Consider the following 18,210-nt stretch of genomic DNA (forward strand, 5'->3'; position numbering starts at 1 on the left):
AGGTTTATGTTCAGCCAAGTTGGTACAGGTATAGTTAAAAGGCGTACTGATCAAGTATTCGATGTATTCCTGCTTAGCTATCATGCTGTGAAGTTGCCATTTTTACTCTTTAAGCGAAAGTCCTATATAGTAAATGAAACCTACAGTTACGCTTGAATATTGTCCAAAATGCGGCTGGCTACTGCGATCAGCGTGGATGGCACAGGAGCTATTAACAACCTTTACCGACGATGTGCATGGCGTGTTGTTACAGCCTTCAGAATTTAGTGGACGGTTTTCGGTTCGGGTGAATGAGCAGGTTATTTTTGACCGGAAAGTTGAAGGGCGTTTCCTGGATATTAAAGAGCTGAAGCAACTGGTTCGGGATGTGGTCAACCCCCAAAAAGATCTGGGCCATTCAGATCAGAAATAATCAGGATTACCGCAACGAATCGCTGTCAATTTCCAGTTCAAGTAGTGCATAACTTAGGCTTTTGCCATGCGTATCCATCGTTAGGGAGGTAGTGACGCCACCCATCAAAGCCTGTTGACACACAAACTGAAGGGCGGGTAAATTGGGTAACTCGTATCGGGTAATATCGCCCGCTACGATGCCTTTCAGATGCTCTTTGACTGCCTTTGCAGTTACCTGCGTACGTAGAAGCTCGTAATGTTCTGGCTTGTAAGGAATGAGCGAAAGGGTCAGCGTGTTGCCTTTGTCACCGGCTCGGCTGTGGGCGATGTCGTACAGTTTGATTTTCATGCGTGTAGAAGGGTGACGTGGGGAATAACTTGATGGCGGTCGATTAGCGTTGAAACGATACCAACGACTTCGTGGATGTATTTTCGGGCACCACCACCTCCAGCAGGCCCGTTGGTGTATAAAGCTTCCACTTCTTCGCCAACCAAAGCCGCCTGTTGAGAAGTGGGCGCTCTGCCTGCCACTCGCAATCGAATTTCATACGGGTCTGGGTAAATCCCGAACGTGGTACGGTGTACCGATGTGCTGCCAATATAATCGATACGAAGATCGTCGAAGCGATTCTGAAGCCGCTCCTGAATAATCGAACCGGCGAGTTGGGCGCGGCCCAGCGCGTTCGAGCCAGCGTAAGAGATTTCACCTTCGCCAATAAAACCGGCCTCATAGCCGACACTAACTTTCAGGGTCTCCGGTCGGGGTTTGCCCTGCCCACCAACTGCCCGTATCTGATTCTGGCCCGTTTGATCAAGTCGTACCTGGGTGAAATCGGCAATGACATCAGGAGTAAAATAGTGACCGGGGTCCATCACTTCGTACAGTAATTGTTCCCTGGCGGTTGCTACACTCAACATCCCGCCTGTGCCATCAACCTTTCCAAAAATGCCAGTACCATCGGTTAGCACATCGACAAACGGATGCCCCAAATGGGCCATATCAGGCACATCTTTTCGGCCTGGATCGGCAAAATAACCTCCTGTCAGTTGACCCGCGCATTCCATCAAATGCCCAATTACAGTGCCCTGCCCGATTTGATTCCAGTTGTCCAGTGACCAGCCCAGTTCATGAACCAGCGGTGCAACAAATAGCGTCGGGTCGGCAACACGACCGGTAATGATAACCTGGGCATCCGTTGCGAGTGCAGGTAGAATAGCGTCCGCTCCCAGATACGCATTGGCCGATACAATCGGTCCTGAGGACGTCAGGGATTGCCCTGTCTCCAGACTAGTTTCGTTTCCAGTCAACTGATTGAACACATCATCGCCCGTAACAGCCGCAACGCTTAGTGACAGGTTAAGTTGCCTGGCAATCTCGATTACTTTTTTGGCGGCTGCCAGTGGGTTGGCGGCTCCCATATTGGTAATTAGCCGAACGTTGTTGGCTAGCAATTCTGGAAGAAGCATTTCTATTCGACGCTCCAACAAGGGATCATAGCCCAGTTCCGGATTTTGACGCTTACGTTTTTGGGCCAAAGCGATAGTGCGTTCGGCCAGGCATTCCAACACCAGATAATTTAAATGGCCGCGTTGGGTCAGAATCAACCCTGGCTCCAGCCGATCCCCAGAAAAACCAGCCCCACAGCCTATTCGTATTCGTTCTTTCATGGTCTATTACGGTCATTAAATTGTCATTTATAGTCATTCATGGTCATTGGGTGGTACTCTAGAAATGACCACTGAATGGCAATTAAATGACCACGTATGACTAAATATGGATTGATCCCGTTAACAACGCCACCAGTGTCATGACCAGTGTGGTGCCCAGCGCCCATTTAATGGTGAATTTCTGATGTTCGCCCAAATCAACTTCGGCAAGGCCAACCAGCAAGAATGTGGATGCCGTGAGTGGACTGACCGGAAAACCAACCGTCATTTGACCCAACAAGGCGGCCCGGCCAATCTCCAATGGGTCGATGCCAAACTGAGTAGCCGACTGGCTCAAAATGGGGACAACACCAAAATAGTACGCATCAGGTGTAAAAAGCAGACTCGCAGGCATACTGGTAATGGCGGTCAGGGTGGGTAGCCAGGCTGCGTGTTGTTGCGGAATAAGCGAAATCAGCGACGTAGCCATGGCGTCGATCATTTTGGAACCCGTCAGTATACCCGAAAACACACCAGCCGCAAAGATCATACTCGACACCATAAAAATGTTGTTGCCATGACTACGCAGAACCTTCTGCTGATCGGTAAGTATCGGGTAATTGATGAGTAATGCCAGCGTGGCTGCGACAACGAAAAGCGCAGGTGTAGGCACCCAGCCTTTCATGAGTGTTGTAATAAGAGCAATGGTCAGTACGGCATTGATCCAGAATAACTTGGGTCGTCGCAGTGCCTGCTGTTCCTTTGTTAGATTTTCGTGGTGAACATAGGATAGCTGGCTGATACCGAGTCGTTTTCGCTCCTGGAGCCCCAGCCAGTATGCAACGGCCAGCACCCAGGCGATACCCGCCAGGATAGCCGGGACATTAGGGTTGAAAAGCTGTGTAGCATCGGTTTTCAGGGTAGAAATAGCCCGTGCCGATGTGCCAGACCAGGGAACCAGATGCAACGGCCCGACGCTAAGCGCCACAATACCGGGGAGTATCAATTTATTGATCTTCAGTTGGCGATAAATTGGTAAAAACGCTGACATCACAATCATAAACGTAGCTGTTCCGTCGCCATCCAGATGGACAATCATTGTGAGGATAGCCGTGCCGATTATAACCTTTAGCGGGTCGCCCTGCACGTATCGGATGATGCCCGCAATGATGGGATCGAACAGGCCCGCATCGAGCATAGTCGCAAAATAGAGTACGGCAAACATGAGCAGAATACCCGTTGGTGCTACCTGTTTGATACCCGCCAGAATCATCTCCCCCAGTTCTTTAGGAGTAAACCCAGCCAACAAACCGATCACTAAGGGAACCAAGACCAGCGCTGTTATGACCGACAGCCGTTTGGTGATAATCAGCACCAGAAAAATGCCGATAGTGGCAAAACCGAAGAATGAGAGCATACAAGTAGGTGGGATTTAATCCACCAGCATGAAAGTGGATAAATCAGAAGTAAAAGTTATACCTCGGTTGTCTTTACTGATACGTAGTTTGTAGTTTCATGGGCTGATGTTTCAAGTTTAAAGGTCCAGGTACTAGGTAAGCTGACACATTAGCTATTCGTGCGCCAGCTAATCTTAAACGATAGCCTGAAACATCAGCCCCCTGAAACTACACTTAACTGATTAACAAAAAATGCCTTTACGCTCGCAAGATTGGTTTGGCCGCACCGGCAAAGACGGCTTTATTTATCGGGCCTGGATGAAAAACCAGGGATTCCCGCATCATGAATTTGAAGGAAAACCCGTTATCGGAATCTGCAATACCTGGTCAGAATTAACGCCCTGCAACGCTCATTTTCGTGAACTGGCTGAGGCTATCAAGCGGGGGGTTTGGGAAGCAGGTGGTTTTCCGCTGGAATTTCCGGTGATGTCGCTGGGCGAATGCCAGATCAAACCGACAGCCATGCTGTTTCGCAACCTGGCCAGTATGGACGTTGAGGAAAGTATCCGTGGTAATTCGCTGGATGCGGTTATCCTGATGTGTGGTTGCGACAAAACAACGCCTTCGCTGGTGATGGGAGCCTGTAGCGTCAACATTCCGACGATGGTGGTATCGGGTGGGCCGATGCTGGCCGGGCGTTTCCGGGGCAAGAAAATTGGTACTAGTGATGTCTGGCGGTTTGCCGAAGCCTACAAAATGGGGGAGATGAGCCAGGCCGATTTCATTGCCGCCGAAGCCAGTATGGCGCGTTCACCTGGGCACTGTGCCGTCATGGGAACAGCCAGCACCATGGCTGCCATGGTCGAATCGCTGGGGTTGGCGTTACCTGATAATGCTACGATCCCGGCTGCCGATTCGCGCCGGAAAGTGCTGGCGCATATGACGGGCGTACGAGCGGTGGAGCTGGCTCGGCAAAATATTACTCCGTCGCAGATTTTGACCCGGCAGGCGTTTGAGAATGCCATCATGGTCAATGCGGCCCTTGGCGGCTCAACCAATTTCATTCTGCACCTGACGGCCATTGCCGGACGTGTTGGGGTAGATTTGTCGCTGGATGATTTCGATACGCTTTCTGCTAAAATCCCGCTGCTGACCAACTTGCAGCCGTCGGGTGAGCATTTTGTTGAAGACTTGTTCTATGCCGGTGGTCTTCCGGCCGTTATTCGTGAACTACGGAATTTTCTGAATAATGATGCGATAACCGTTAATGGCCGGACCATAGGTGAAAACTGCGCGGAGTCGCAATGCTATGATCCAGAAGTTATTGCGTCGGTCGATCATCCATTTAAGCCTGAGTCGGGGATTGCGGTTTTGCGGGGTAACCTGTGCCCGAATGGCGCTGTGTTGAAGCCGTCGGCTGCGTCGCCCGAACTCATGCAGCATACGGGTCGGGCGGTAGTGTTTGAAGACATCGACGACTACAAAGCCCGAATCGATGACCCTGAACTAGATGTAGACCCATCCTGTGTGCTGGTTCTGAAAAATGTTGGGCCCAGAGGGTATCCGGGTATGCCTGAAGTTGGCAATATGCAGCTTCCCGCTAAAATTCTGGCGCAGGGTGTACACGATATGGTTCGAATTTCAGATGGTCGCATGAGTGGAACAGGCTTCGGTACAGTAGTTCTGCATGTATCACCCGAATCGGCAGTTGGGGGCAATCTGGCCCTGGTTCAAAACGGTGACCTGATCACATTAGACGTTCACAATCGAAGTTTACATCTGCACGTATCCGATGAAGAGCTGGCCGCGCGTATGGTGCATTTTACACCGCTAAACCTGGGCTACGATCGGGGTTACGTGAACCTGTACATCCGGCACGTGACACAAGCCCATGAAGGAGCCGATTTCGACTTTCTGCGTGGAGCTTCCGGTAGTGTTGTGAAACGGGATTCGCACTAGAGAGGATTTTTTCTGACAGGATTAACAGGATGAACCTGTTTAAACTATTCGTTTTGTAGAAATGTAAGGCTATTTTTTGTCATTCCGACCGGGACGCGTAGTCGAAGGAGGAATCCTAAGTTTGACTAATAAGCGACTTTGAGATTCTTCCTTCGACTACGCGTCCCGGTCGGAATGACAAAAAACGATCCAGTTATAGCGAAAATTAGAAAGTTTAAACAAATTCGATGATTTAAAATCAGCGTAATCCTGTATATCCTGTCAGAAACGTTTTGACTTACCACCCCAATTTTATCTGACTATTGGACGACATACTGATTTGTCCTACCGATTCATAGTACACCTGTCTGGCAAAAGCCGAGGTGCCAGCGTTTATCGTTATGGTATGACGAATGGTAGCCTGATCGTAACTGTTTGGAACATGCCCACATGACCAGGTAGTGGCATTATGCCAATTGCCATTTTGAACACTTTGGCAGTTTTCGCCTTTGTAGAAAATCTTAAAAATCTTTCCTTCGCTGTAGCTGAAATAGTACAGGTTTCCGTCAGGACCAACGGTTAAATTGACAAGAAGTCCGGTTAAATTATCAGCAAAGGAAGACTTTGTGCTTGTTGGTCCCGACAAATCCAGCACGCGTATCCAACGGATACAAAAATCCAGGAAAAAGTATTTACCAACGTAGTTCGAAGGATAGGCAGCAATAGAAGGATTGTAAAAAGTACCTCCTGTGACGGCACAGCCAATGTCGGGCCCACTATGCGGGTAGGTATAAACGGGATTGCTAAAAGCCGGATTCGTACTGACGCCTTCGGCTGCAGGCCAGCCAAAATTTTGTCCGCCCGTTGTGGCATCATTGATCTCCTCCCAGGATTCCTGTCCCACATCGTTTACCAATAACCGACCCGTTATCGGCTGGAATGCTATGGTATACGGATTACGAAGGCCGTATGCCCAAATTCGTTTTCGGGCTTCGGAGCCGGTTGGAAATGGATTGTCGGATGGGGCGCTGCCATCGGGATTTATTCGTAATACTTTTCCCAGGTAGTTATCCAGGAATTGCGAATTAGGCGGATTAGCATTCTCACCAACGGCTACGTATAACTTACCATCGGGCCCAAAAGCCAGCGAGCCACCATTATGATTGGTCGCACTTAGAGGATCTAATTCCAGAAGGATATGCTCACTTCCTACTAAAACCCTATCGCCATCGGCTGTAAAACGGCTAATTCGATTATGGACGGCAATTGTGTTGCTGGCGGGTACTGTATAATAAAGATAAACATAATGGTTGGTTGAATAGGATGGGTCAAACGCGATACCCAACAACCCCCGCTCTCCAACTGAATCTACCGTCAACTGGATAAAAGGAGAAGGCAATAAACTACCGTTTTGTAGGATCGATACAATCCCGTTTTGTTGGGCAACAAACAGTCTGCCGTCAGGTGAGGGCGCCATAACAGTTGGTCGGTCAATACCGGAAGCAATGGCTACCTGGGTAAAGTTCGTTGGAAAAACCTGCGCATATGAAGGAAATAGCTGACTAAGCAGCAGGGAGAAACAAAGGCTTAACGACCAAAACCAATGCAATCGAATTAGTCTGAAGCCGTCGAAAGATTCTGATTGAAAGTAGCCCAAACGCATCGCGATTAGCGGATCTGAATGAGTTATTGCCCGCAAAATTTGCGCCGTTTTTACTGGATCAGTTTAGGGTAGGATACCTAATAAAAGTGGATAAAAGGCTTAGGTCTGAGTAAATAATAATGTAAGCTGCTGTACGTGAGTTGTTTGGTGGTGAGTGCCAAAGGGTAGGGTAGAGGCCTGGAAAAGGAAAAAAAATCAGGGTACAATTCAATCTCGTTCGGTATGAAAATTGCGATTTTTTTAAGAAAGGTTTATGATTGCATGAAAATATTTTTATATATATTTATAGGTTTATTTATTCATATCGAGGCAATAGCACAGGCACCAAGACTGCGTCTGACAGAGTTAGTTTCTGGCTTGAATCGGCCTACCGATATTGCTGCTATCAGTTCTTCTGAATTTTTGGTTTCGCAAACGGACGGGCAGATTCGTTTAGTTCGAAATGGGACCATATTGACCAATCCTTATTTGAATCTGGGTGCTAAAATTAATGATGCAACCTGGGAAGGAATATTCGGTATTACGCTGCATCCTAATTATGCCGCAAACGGCTACATATACGTTCATTATTGTCGTAAAAGTGATCGCTCATCGGTGTACGCTCGATTTACGCGTAGCACTACCAATTCGGACCAGGCTGAAATAACCTCTGAGTTAGTGTTGTTGACGGTTCCTTATCCTAATCCGCTGGGTGCCCACCGTTCGGGTTGTCTGGCATTTGGTCCTGACGGGTATTTATACATTACCACGGGTGATTCTTGGCCTGGCCTTCGTGGATCGGTTGGTGACCCGGATCGGTTAGCGCAGAGCTTACAAACACTTTACGGGAAGATACTTCGTATTGATGTGGATCATGGGACTCCTTACTCAATTCCAGCAACCAATCCGTTTAGGAATCCAAACGATGGAATCGCGGATGAAATTTATGGACTTGGTTTACGGAATCCCTGGCGTTGGAGTTTTGATCGTCTGACGGGCGACATGTGGATAGGGGATATTGGGCAGGATGGCTGGGAAGAACTGAATTTTACCCTTGCCAGTGCAATAGCACCTCAAAACTATGGGTGGCCGTGTTTTGAAGGAACACATGCGTACGATCTAACCTGTTCAGGTACAGGGAGCTATCACATGCCTTTACTTGATTACTCGGGTTATAATTATGGTAGTGGTGCTTCGATTACTGGCGGATACGTATATAGAGGAACGGTCTTTCCAAAACTTTATGGCTATTATGTGTATGGCGATTTTCAACGTGGTACGTATTGGACGCTAAGCCGAAACAATGACGGAACGTTTCAAAATAGTATGCAGCCGGTCTCGTTCACAACCGCCCCTGTATCGTTTGGGCAGGACCCGAACGGTGAGTTGTATGTACTTTCATTTTCAGAGGGGAAGCTTTACCGGATAATCGAACGAACCATCACAAGTGTAAAAACAGGGAACTGGACGAGCCCCGATACATGGAACTGTAATTGCCTGCCCATCCCCGGCGATGATGTTGCTATCGCTGAGGGGCACACTATATCGCTGAACCAACAGGTTCAAATCAAAACGCTGGACTTAAAAGGGAAATTAACCTATTCAGCGTCAGGCAAAGTCACGATTGATCCATTGACAGCACCTTAGTTTATCTTTTCAAACGTTTGCGAGAGAAATTTGTCCTATTTTCGTGGCAAAAATCCCTTTCCTTTTATCGATTGCATGACAAATTTTGCTCAACAAACGGTACTCATCACGGGAGCCGGTATTGGAATTGGTTTTGCCATGGCGAAAGCCTTAGTCCAGCAGGGGGCTAATGTCTTACTCAATGATTTTGATGAAGCGTTGGCACAAAATGCCGCCCGGCAAATTAATCAGGAATGCCAGGGGGCCGAAGCCGGAACCTGTGCCCCCTGCCCAGGCGATGCTTCGGATGTAGCGTTTATTCGTCATATGGTCGATACCGCAGTATCACGCTTTGGCTCACTGGATATTGCGATTGCCAATGCAGGTATCACGATTTTCGGCGACATTTTTACCACTACCCCCGACGCCTTTCAGAAGATTGTCGACTTAAACCTGCGCGGCAGCTTTTTTCTGGCGCAAACGGCTGCAAAACAAATGCGGACGCAGGGTAAGGGCGGCAGCGTTCTCTTTATGTCGTCGGTAGTGGGACATCTGGCGCATCCGGGATTGCCTGTCTACAGCATGACGAAAGCAGGACTGGAGATGCTGGCCCGACAGTTGGTCATCGATTTCTCACCGCTTGGTATCACCGTCAATTCGATTGCGCCCGGAGCTACCCTTACCGAACGTACTTTAGACGATCCTACTTACATCCCCATCTGGTCACGAATCACTCCCATGGGCCGCCCGGCCACCGTCGAGGATATTACCAACGCAGCCCTGTTTCTAGTTTCACGCGCATCGCGTCACATCACCGGCCAAAGCCTGGTCGTCGATGGTGGCTGGACCAGTGTTGGCGTTCCGCCAATTTAATGTTGAATGATAGAATGCCTGAATGATTGAATTGCTGGCGCATAGTTTTATTCAATCATTCAGGCATTCTATCATTCTATTATTCAATCATTATTTTCTCCCCAACGTAATCAGCACGACACCAACTACGGCTACTACGGCACCGATCAGCGATTGACTGGAAAAGATCTCTCCGGCGAAGAGTGTGCCCAGCAGCATCGCCACGACCGGGTTGACAAAAGCATAGGTGGCGAGTAATTGCGGGGGGGCATTGCGGGCCAGCCAGGAATAGGACGAAAAGCCGATGATGCTACCGAAAATAATCAGGTAAATCATGGAACCGATGGCCTTGGCTGGTGCGTCCAGAATACTTAACGGAGTAACGGGCTCCAATAGTAAGCTTACCAATAAACTGGCAGCTCCGCCTACAATCATTTGAATGCCACTAGAAATTGGGCCTGACGGTAACGATAGACGAGGGGTAAGCAAGGTGCCAATGGCCCAGATGAAGTTACCGAAGGCAACAATACATGTACCGATTAATTTGGCATCCAGACCTGCCGTGCTCTGCAGTTTGTCGGGTTTTACCAGCAGATAAATACCGGCCAGGCCGACAACTAAGCCCGCTAATGCCAAATTACTTGGCCGTTTTTTACCAAACGAAACCCAGTTGAGGGTAAGCAGATACACGGGCAGCAGACCGCCCAGTAAGGCCGCCATCCCACTGGGAATGTACTGTAAGCCAATGGCTAAGCAACCATTTGAAACGGTCAGGAGCAGGATGCCAATAAGTCCTGACGACTGCCACTCCTGTCGGGTTGGGCGTGGTGTACCCGTTAGTCGGGCGTAGCCGTACAGAATAGCTCCCGCAATCAGATACCGAACGGCCACCATGTACAGGGGAGGCATCCGTTCCGTCATAAAATGGATGAACAGATAGGTTGAACCCCACAAAATGTAGACGGAAATCAGGTTTGCCCAGAGCGTAAATCGGCCTGACGAATTGGAAAGAGGAGATGTAACGGCTTGCATACAATTGACTACTACTAGAGTCGTAACACCGAAAGCCATCATTTTTATCCGCTAAACCGCTCTATTTTCAGTCTTTCTAAGATAGATTATGAAAATTCTAAGCAGAAGAATATTTGGTGAATATGGCTAGTAAGATACTTCCGTATTGTTAGCTTCTAGCTGTTTCAACTGTAGGGCATACGGACTTTTCATGGCTTCCTGACCGAAAAGCGGATTGCTTCCCAGAAACAGCTTTTTGAGCCCTTTTACCTTCAGCAGCATACTGGGAAACTCGTGCAGGTTATTGTTATTCAGCGACAGTTCCTCCAGCGACCGTAAGGTTCCCAATACGGACGGTGCCGATACATACCAGTTATAGCCCAGATCCAGTACCCGTAACTTTTGCAGGCGAGTAAATTCGTCGGGGAGTTGGCTCAGGTGGTTGTGATGGGCGTACAATACCTGTAAACGACGTAATTTGGTAAGGCCTACCGGTAGGTTTCGTAGCTCATTATGTGCGACAGCCAACTGTTCCAGTCGCTTCATTTTGCCCAGTTGAGGAGGAAGTTCAATGAATTTGTTGTAATACAGATCCAGCACTTTAACTCGTTTCAGTCGGCCAATGGAATTGGGTAAGCGTGTTAAACCAACACTATACAAATTAAGGTCTGCCAGTCGACGCATCCGGCGGAGGGTTTTTACATCCGTGTCGGTTAGCGTATTCAGTTTGTTATAGCCAAGCCATAAGCTTTCGAGCCGCCGATTCTGGCGGATGGATTCGGGGATTTTTGTCAGCTTGTTGCCTTGAATATTCAGCGACCGCAGGTGTTTATTGCGGGTGATGAACACACTGTCGTTTGGGATGGCATTGTAGAGCACACTTAACCGCTTGAGGGTGGGAATGTCCGACGTGAGTCGGGCGGGAAGTTCGTGCAGGTTATTTCTGGAAAAGTCCAGTTCTTCCAACTTTGGAAAACGGTACACAATCTCAGGAACGGCGCTTAGTTCCAACTGATTAAATGCCAGCATGGTAACCGTATCGGGACGGGTCGTTTTTTCCGCAGCTTCGAGCGTACTAATAATCCCGGTTCCACGCCGAACGGTGCGTTTTTGAGGCATATTACCCAGTGTTGTGTTACCGCTCCACCAAAAACCAGCGGTTGTGCTGAAAGGATACGGATGTTGATCGTACCATTCAGATACTAACTGGATTAGTTGGGTTTCTTGTTGACTGGTGAGATCCTTTCCTGAGAATGAGCAGAATACCCAGTCAAAGGTTCCGTCTGGTCGTACAAACTCTTCTGTTTGCAGCAATATACCTTGAACAGGTAACCGCTTTTTGTTCTGCTGGATAAACGAAAAAAACTGCTTATTTCGAGTGCTTAAGGTGTCAAGAAACATGCGTCCATGCCGGGAAAATACTCCTTGTTCTCCCGCTTTCCGGGGAAATGCGCGTGAGTATTTCTTGCCTAAGCTTTCTATGGAGATACTCAGTTGTGTGGTATCGCGCAATAATACCACTCTCGGCTGCGCAAATCCAACAAGCCCAATCAGTCCAAAATAGAGAAGTAAAATGCCCTTTTTCATGGTGTAACGGATTTTTTAGGTAAATAACGAAAAATATAGTTATAAAAACCAAAAAAGAACCGGGATTTATATGATTTGACTGACTGACTCTGATTATGCCTTCAAAGAAGGCTTATAGATAAAATCAAAGTCAGTCAGTTAAATCACATAAATCCCGGTTTAGTTTTTACCGCCACTTACCGACGAAGCGGGTTGCTTTTCGGCGGCTTTCTTCGCGGCTTTGGCAAAATCACCGGCTTTAATGATCGAGATTTTCGAGGGGTCGATGTGCTTTTTCATTGCAGCGTTGACCTGTTCTGGAGTCAGGGATTCCAGTTTCTTCTCAAAATCGGCATCCCAGGCCATTGTCCGGTTCAGGTACAGGTAGTTGTTCAGCGTAGCCGAAAGGCTCGGGTCCTGTGCCCGACCCACCATCCGCGACTGCAACAAACCCGAGCGGGCTGCTTTGATCTCGTCGGCGGTAAAGCCTTCTTTCACCGCTTTATCCATTTCCTCGCGGAAGGCTTTTTCCAGTCGCTCGGCATTTTCTGGATTGTAGATGGCGTAGGTCATGAACATTCCCGTTTTATCGAATGGATTGGCCTGCAACTGCGAGCCAACGCCATAACTGATACCCTCTTTCTGGCGAATCCGAACCGCTAAGCGAGAGTTCAGGAAGCCACCGCCCAGCATGTAATTGCCTAGCACAAGCGCCGGATAATCAGGATCGTCGTCACGCAACGGAAGGTTAACACCTGCTACCATAAAGGCATTGGCTTTATCGGGTGCTTCGATGCTTTGCGGAGTTGGCTTGATGTCGTTGTAAGGCGATACCAGACGGCTGAATGGCTTTTTCGCTTTCCAGGTACCCAGTTCATCCATCACTACCTTCCGAACGGCGGGCTCATCAAAATCACCCACAACAGCCAGCGTAGCACTCTGCGCACCGTAGAAATCTTTGTGAAACTGCTTCAAGTCGTCCAGTTTCAGGGCTTTCACCTCGGCTACGTCTTCGTCCGGTGTCGATGTGTATCGCACATCTTCCTTCGGATACGGGTTCATCTGACGCTGGAATGCTGTGAAGGCAAGCGACTGGGGCTCTGAACGTTGCGACTCGATCTGGGCTAATTGCTCCTGCTTTAATTTCTCAAATTCATTGGTATCGAACGCAGGGTGTTTGAGCATATCGCCCACAATACGCAATACGGCTGGCAGATTTTCCTTGTTGGTTTTGATAATGGCGTTCACCTGATTGCCACCACCAAATACGTTTACCTGTGCTTTCAGCTTATCCAGTTCGTCCTTGATTTGCTGACGCGAACGGGTCGTGGTCCCTTTGTCGAGCATCGAGCCTGTAAAGACCGAGATAGCGCTCTTGTTTTTCAGGCTGTTTATATCACCATACCGTAGTGTCAACCGGGCGTTTACTTCGTTACCACGGGTCGATTTGGGAAGTAACGCCAATTCAATGGTATTCGGCTGTTCAATCCGTCGGGTACGTCCATCGATGTTGGCAGGCGAGGGGTCGAACGCTTCACCACTGGCAATAGCGGCCCGGCCTTTGTAGTTTTTCACCATTGCATCCACATCTGGCGCGTCAGGAACATCAACGCGGTCGGGTGTTTGTTCGGGAATGAACATGCCGGTGGTGCGGTTTGATGGCTTGAAGTAAAACTTAGCCACCCGTTGTACATCGGCCGGTGTTACTTTTTCAAGTGCGTCGCGGTAGAGGAAGCCTAGCCGCCAGTCGCCAGTGGCAATGTATTCGCTCAGCGTACGACCCAGACGCTCGACATCTTTGAAGCTTAGTTCTACATCTTTCAGTAGTTTCGCTTTCGACCGCTCAACCTCATCCTTTGTCGGCGTTTTGATCGCTATCGAATCCAGGGTGCCGAGCAGAGCTTTTTTCGCATCGTCGATGGATTTATCCCTTAGCATTTCGGCCGCAAAGTACGCGTAACCAGGATCTTTGGTCATGAACGAATACCCATATTCCTGCGATGCTTTCTTGGTTTCGATCAGGGCTTTGTAAAGTCGGCCGCTGGGCTCGTCGGTCAACAGATCGATCAGGATATCCATGACCGGATAATCGGGATGCGAGCTTGGCATGATGTGATACAAAGCCGAAACCACTTTCGTATCCCCAACGCGACGAAGGACTACATCGCGTTCGCCATCCTGAACGGGCTCAACGCTGTAGGTCGGTTGCAGTACACGGGCTGGTTTCGGAATCGGGCTGAAGTACTCATTGACCAAAGCCAGCGTTTTGGCTTCATCGATTTTACCCGCTACAACTAGTACTGCATTATCGGGCTGATAGTATTTTTTGTAAAACGCCTGAAGGTTCTCGATGGGCACTTTCTCCAGGTCAGACCGGTTACCGATGGTCGATTTGCCATAGTTGTGCCACAGAAAGGCCGACGAGACAACCCGCTCGTTCAAGACGTTTTGTGGAGAGTTTTCCCGCATCTCGAACTCATTCCGTACAACCGAGAATTCGGAAGCCAGATCTTCTTTCTTGATAAACGAGTTGATCATCCGGTCTGATTCCAGATCGAGCGCCCATTTCAGGTTCTCGTCGGTAGCAGCAAAGGTTTCAAAGTAATTCGTACGGTCGAGCCAGGTCGTTCCGTTCGGTCGTGCGCCGTGCGAGGTCAGTTCCTGGGGAATGTTGGTATGCTTGGTCGAACCTTTAAAGACCATGTGTTCCAGCAGGTGCGCCATCCCCGTTTCGCCCAGCCCTTCGTGCCGGGAGCCGACCAGGTAGGTGATATTGACAGTAACGGTAGGCTTCGATGGATCGGGGAATAGCAGGACTTTCAGGCCGTTTTTCAGGTTGTACTCGGTAATGCCTTCGACCGAAGCGCCTTTCGTAATGCCTTCCGGAAGTTTATCCTGCGCTGATGATGAAGAGAGGCTACTGACCAGCAGTGCTGCAGCCAGCATACTCGTACGGCCCCATCCAGTTCGAACCAAGGTTGGCCAGGTATGATTGTTTTGCATAAACAGCTTAGTTATGTTGGGTACTCAAGAAAAGAATTGGATAGTTACTGATAAATGAGAAAAATGTCAACGGTCTTGGTATATACTTGCCAAAAGCGATGATGAATGGTCACTGCCATTGAGCTGGCGTTACGCTAGAAAGACGGAAGCAGATGGAAGAAGTTGCTTTCGTCTGCTTCCGTCTTTCTGGCCCTGTTAATTTTTGGTGCCACCACTTACCGTTGAAGCAGGCTGCTTTTCGGCTGCTTTTTTTGATGCTTTTTCGAAGTCGCCCGCTTTTACGATGGTGAGCTTGCTGTAGTCGATGTATTTTTTTACGGCCGTATTCACCTGTTCGGGTGTGAGGGCAGCAATTCGTTTTTCGTACTCGGCATCGTAGGCAAACGTACGGCCTTCGGCTTTGGTGAGGTACTGCGCCCATTTACGCGCCAGCATACCATCCTGCGAACGTTCGACCTGATTGTTTTGCAGAATAGCCGCTTTGGCTGCTTTTAGTTCATCGACGGTAACTCCATCTTTGGCCAGTTTTTCCAGTTCCTCTTTATAGGCCTTTCCCAGTCGTTCCGAATTTTCGGGATTGTAGATCGCGTAAGAGCCAAAGTTAGCCACCTTATCATTGTCGTCGGCATACACGTACGAACCCACTCCATAGCTAACACCCTCTTTCTGCCGGATACGGGTAGCTAATCGGGAGTTCAGGAATCCATCACCCAGGATGTAGTTTGCCATAAACAAAGCCGGGTATTCCGGGTCGTCATCGCGCATGGGGAATTTCAGGCCTGTTACCAGCATGGCATTGGCTTTGTCGTCGGTCTGAATCAATTCGGATTTGGCTTTGACATCGGCGAAAAGTTGCAACGGAACCCGTATAAACGGCTTAACGGCTTTCCATTTGCCCAGATCGTTCTTAATCGTAGCCCTTACCATTGCTTCATCAAACGCGCCAACGACCGATACCACAGCATTCTGAGCGCCGTAGAAATCCTTGTAGAACTGCCGAACGTCGTTGATAGTCAGTTTTTTGATGGCGTCGATCTCTTCATCGAACGTCATAGTATACCATACATGGCCTTTTGGGTAAGGATTCATAACACGATTGGCTACGTTGAAGGCAATGGCCTGCGGTTCCTGCTTCTGTGACTCAATCTGAGCCAAGCGTTCTTCTTTGAGCTTGTTGAACTCCGATTCGGGGAAGGATGGGTTACGCAGGCAATCGTTCACTATTTTCAGCACAGCTGGTAAGTTCTCTTTGGACGTTTCAATACCCACAAAAGCACCCTGACCATTGGAGTAAACATAAGCACGGGCTTTCAACTTATCCAGTTCGTCTTTGATCTGCTGATAGGTGCGGGTTTTAGTGCCGCGCTCCAGCATCGAGGCTGTAAAACTGGCGGCTGTCATTTTATTCATCAGACTGACTTCGTCGCCCATGCGGAGCTGGATATTCATCTGTACCGAATTTCCCCGGGTGCTTTTGGGTAACAACGCATATTTTAAACCGTTCGCTTCCTGACCCCGTTTGGTACGGGCATCGATGTTGGCTGGCGATGCATCAAAGGCTTCACCGGCGGCAACCACTTCTTCGCCTTTGTAATCTTTCACCAGCGACATAATATCGGGTGCGGCTGTTATCTCGGCGCGATCGGGTTTTTGATCCGGGATAAACAGACCAACAGTCCGGTTAGCGGGTTTCAGGTAGGCCTGAGCTACGCGTTGCACATCGGCAGGGGTTACCTTTCGGATGGCGTCGCGGTAGAGGAAAACCAGCCGCCAGTCGCCAGCGGCCATGTATTCGCTGAGTTGCAAACCGACGCGGTCTACCTGTTTGAACATTAGCTCGATGCCACTCAGGATTTTGGTTTTAGCCCGGTCTACTTCGTCAGTCGTTGGGGGCTTTCGGGTTACTTCATCCAGCGTATTCATCATCACCAGACGGGCCGAGTCGAGCGAACTTTCTTTACGAACTTCGGCATAGAAATACGCAAAACCTGGGTCGTGTAAAGCTGGTGTCCAGCCCCATTGCGAAGCTGCTTTTTTGGTTTCGACCAGCGCTTTGTAAAGGCGTCCTGAAGGTTCATTGGTCAGTACGTCCATTAGCACATCTAGCGCTGGATAGTCGGGATGCGTACCGGCAGGTGTATGATAGGCGGCCGCTACCCCCTGCGTGTCGCCCACCCGTTTGAGCGTAACCTGTCGTTCGCCATCCTGTGTGGGTTCAACCGTATACGGCTGTTTTAAGGACCGGGTTGGGCGGGGAATGGGGCTGAAATAGTTATCGACCAGGGCGAGGGTTTTACCTTCGTCAAACTTACCGGCTACGAGCAGAATGGCATTGTCGGGCTGATAATATTTTTGGTAAAAGGCCTTCAGATTGTCGATCGGAACCCGTTCGATGTCTTCTTTTGAACCGATAGTCGATTTACCGTAGTTGTGCCACAGGTAAGCCGACGATAGCACCCGCTCCATCAACACATACTGGGGTGAGTTCTCGCCCATCTCGAATTCATTTCGGACGACGGTAAACTCGGAAGCCAGATCTTCCTTCTTGATAAACGAATTAACCATCCGGTCCGATTCCAGATCGAGGGCCCATTTCAGATTCTCGTCGGATGCCGAAAAGGTTTCGAAATAGTTAGTACGGTCGTACCAGGTGGTACCATTGGGCCAACAGCCATGCTCCGTCAGTTCCTGAGGAACATTGGTGTGCTTGGTCGATCCTTTAAAGACCATATGTTCCAGCAGGTGGGCCATCCCCGTTTCACCCAGACCTTCGTGCCGAGAACCAACCAGATAGGTGATGTTGACGGTGATGGTGGGTTTCGAGGGGTCGGGGAAGAGTAGCACCCGTAAGCCATTGCGAAGCTGATATTCAGTAATGCCTTCGACACTGGCAACTTTGGTGATACTTTCCGGAATAGTAACCGTTTCTGATTTTGTCTGGGCCGATAAGGTTGTGAGAGTACCGATCAAAAATAGAATGGTGAGAAGAAAAGCGGAAAACCGCAAGGGAAATTTCCAGGCAATTCTGTGTTGCCTGGTCGAGAAGAGGTCGACGTGGGTAGACATAACAATCCGGTTAGTTGAACGAATAGGTAAACTAAACGTCTAGTTACGAATAAATCTTATACTTGCAAC

12 protein-coding genes are annotated in these 18,210 nt (G+C 49.0%); 4 read left to right on the forward strand and 8 right to left on the reverse strand.

Annotation, left to right across the window (positions count from 1 at the left end; all coding sequences use genetic code 11):
- Window positions 1-133: 133 nt before the first annotated feature.
- Window positions 134-412 (forward strand): Rdx family protein, encoded by a 279-nt coding sequence (locus ACYVFD_RS33050; RefSeq protein ID WP_461094821.1) that lies wholly within the window; start codon window positions 134-136, stop codon window positions 410-412.
- 6 nt (window positions 413-418) lie between these two features.
- Here ACYVFD_RS33050 and ACYVFD_RS33055 read toward each other — a convergent pair whose 3' ends face one another.
- The 3 genes from ACYVFD_RS33055 to ACYVFD_RS33065 form a co-directional block, all read right to left on the reverse strand.
- Window positions 419-742 carry an AtuA-related protein gene (locus ACYVFD_RS33055; protein WP_461094822.1) on the reverse strand — a complete coding sequence of 108 codons (324 nt, stop codon included), beginning with the start codon at window positions 740-742 and terminating at the stop codon, window positions 419-421.
- Window positions 739-2,061 (reverse strand): acyclic terpene utilization AtuA family protein, encoded by a 1,323-nt coding sequence (locus ACYVFD_RS33060; RefSeq protein ID WP_461094823.1) that lies wholly within the window; start codon window positions 2,059-2,061, stop codon window positions 739-741. The genes ACYVFD_RS33055 and ACYVFD_RS33060 overlap by 4 nt, the downstream gene beginning before the upstream one ends.
- 100 nt (window positions 2,062-2,161) lie before the next feature.
- Window positions 2,162-3,457: a CitMHS family transporter gene (locus tag ACYVFD_RS33065; RefSeq protein ID WP_461094824.1), complete on the reverse strand. Its 1,296-nt coding sequence runs from the start codon at window positions 3,455-3,457 to the stop codon at window positions 2,162-2,164.
- A 232-nt stretch (window positions 3,458-3,689) separates the two neighbouring features.
- On the opposite strand from ACYVFD_RS33065, the gene ACYVFD_RS33070 reads away from it, so the two are divergent.
- Window positions 3,690-5,396 (forward strand): IlvD/Edd family dehydratase, encoded by a 1,707-nt coding sequence (locus ACYVFD_RS33070; protein ID WP_461094826.1) that lies wholly within the window; start codon window positions 3,690-3,692, stop codon window positions 5,394-5,396.
- Window positions 5,397-5,673: 277 nt separating this feature from the next.
- Here the strand turns inward: ACYVFD_RS33070 and ACYVFD_RS33075 are convergent, their stop codons facing one another.
- Complete coding sequence (locus ACYVFD_RS33075; protein ID WP_461094827.1) at window positions 5,674-7,038, reverse strand: PQQ-dependent sugar dehydrogenase; 1,365 nt, start codon at window positions 7,036-7,038, stop codon at window positions 5,674-5,676.
- Window positions 7,039-7,395: 357 nt separating this feature from the next.
- Here ACYVFD_RS33075 and ACYVFD_RS33080 point away from each other — a divergent pair, with 357 nt between their 5' ends.
- Both ACYVFD_RS33080 and ACYVFD_RS33085 read left to right on the forward strand, forming a co-directional pair.
- Window positions 7,396-8,664 (forward strand): PQQ-dependent sugar dehydrogenase, encoded by a 1,269-nt coding sequence (locus tag ACYVFD_RS33080; protein ID WP_461094829.1) that lies wholly within the window; start codon window positions 7,396-7,398, stop codon window positions 8,662-8,664.
- A 75-nt stretch (window positions 8,665-8,739) separates the two neighbouring features.
- Complete coding sequence (locus tag ACYVFD_RS33085; RefSeq protein WP_461094830.1) at window positions 8,740-9,516, forward strand: SDR family NAD(P)-dependent oxidoreductase; 777 nt, start codon at window positions 8,740-8,742, stop codon at window positions 9,514-9,516.
- Between the two features lie 90 nt (window positions 9,517-9,606).
- On the opposite strand, the gene ACYVFD_RS33090 is transcribed toward ACYVFD_RS33085, so the two are convergent.
- The 4 genes from ACYVFD_RS33090 to ACYVFD_RS33105 all read right to left on the reverse strand — a co-directional run bounded on the left by ACYVFD_RS33090 (window position 9,607) and on the right by ACYVFD_RS33105 (window position 18,141).
- The gene (locus tag ACYVFD_RS33090; protein ID WP_461094831.1) at window positions 9,607-10,527 is read right to left on the reverse strand and encodes an EamA family transporter; all 921 of its coding nucleotides are present in this window, start codon (window positions 10,525-10,527) and stop codon (window positions 9,607-9,609) included.
- Between the two features lie 126 nt (window positions 10,528-10,653).
- The gene (locus ACYVFD_RS33095; RefSeq protein WP_461094832.1) at window positions 10,654-12,093 is read right to left on the reverse strand and encodes a leucine-rich repeat domain-containing protein; all 1,440 of its coding nucleotides are present in this window, start codon (window positions 12,091-12,093) and stop codon (window positions 10,654-10,656) included.
- Between the two features lie 159 nt (window positions 12,094-12,252).
- A complete protein-coding gene (locus ACYVFD_RS33100) occupies window positions 12,253-15,075 on the reverse strand; it encodes a M16 family metallopeptidase (RefSeq protein ID WP_461094834.1) in 2,823 nt (940 codons plus the stop codon).
- Between the two features lie 195 nt (window positions 15,076-15,270).
- Window positions 15,271-18,141 (reverse strand): M16 family metallopeptidase, encoded by a 2,871-nt coding sequence (locus tag ACYVFD_RS33105; RefSeq protein WP_461094836.1) that lies wholly within the window; start codon window positions 18,139-18,141, stop codon window positions 15,271-15,273.
- Window positions 18,142-18,210: the final 69 nt, after the last annotated feature.

The sequence above is a fragment of the Spirosoma gilvum genome (assembly GCF_054776815.1).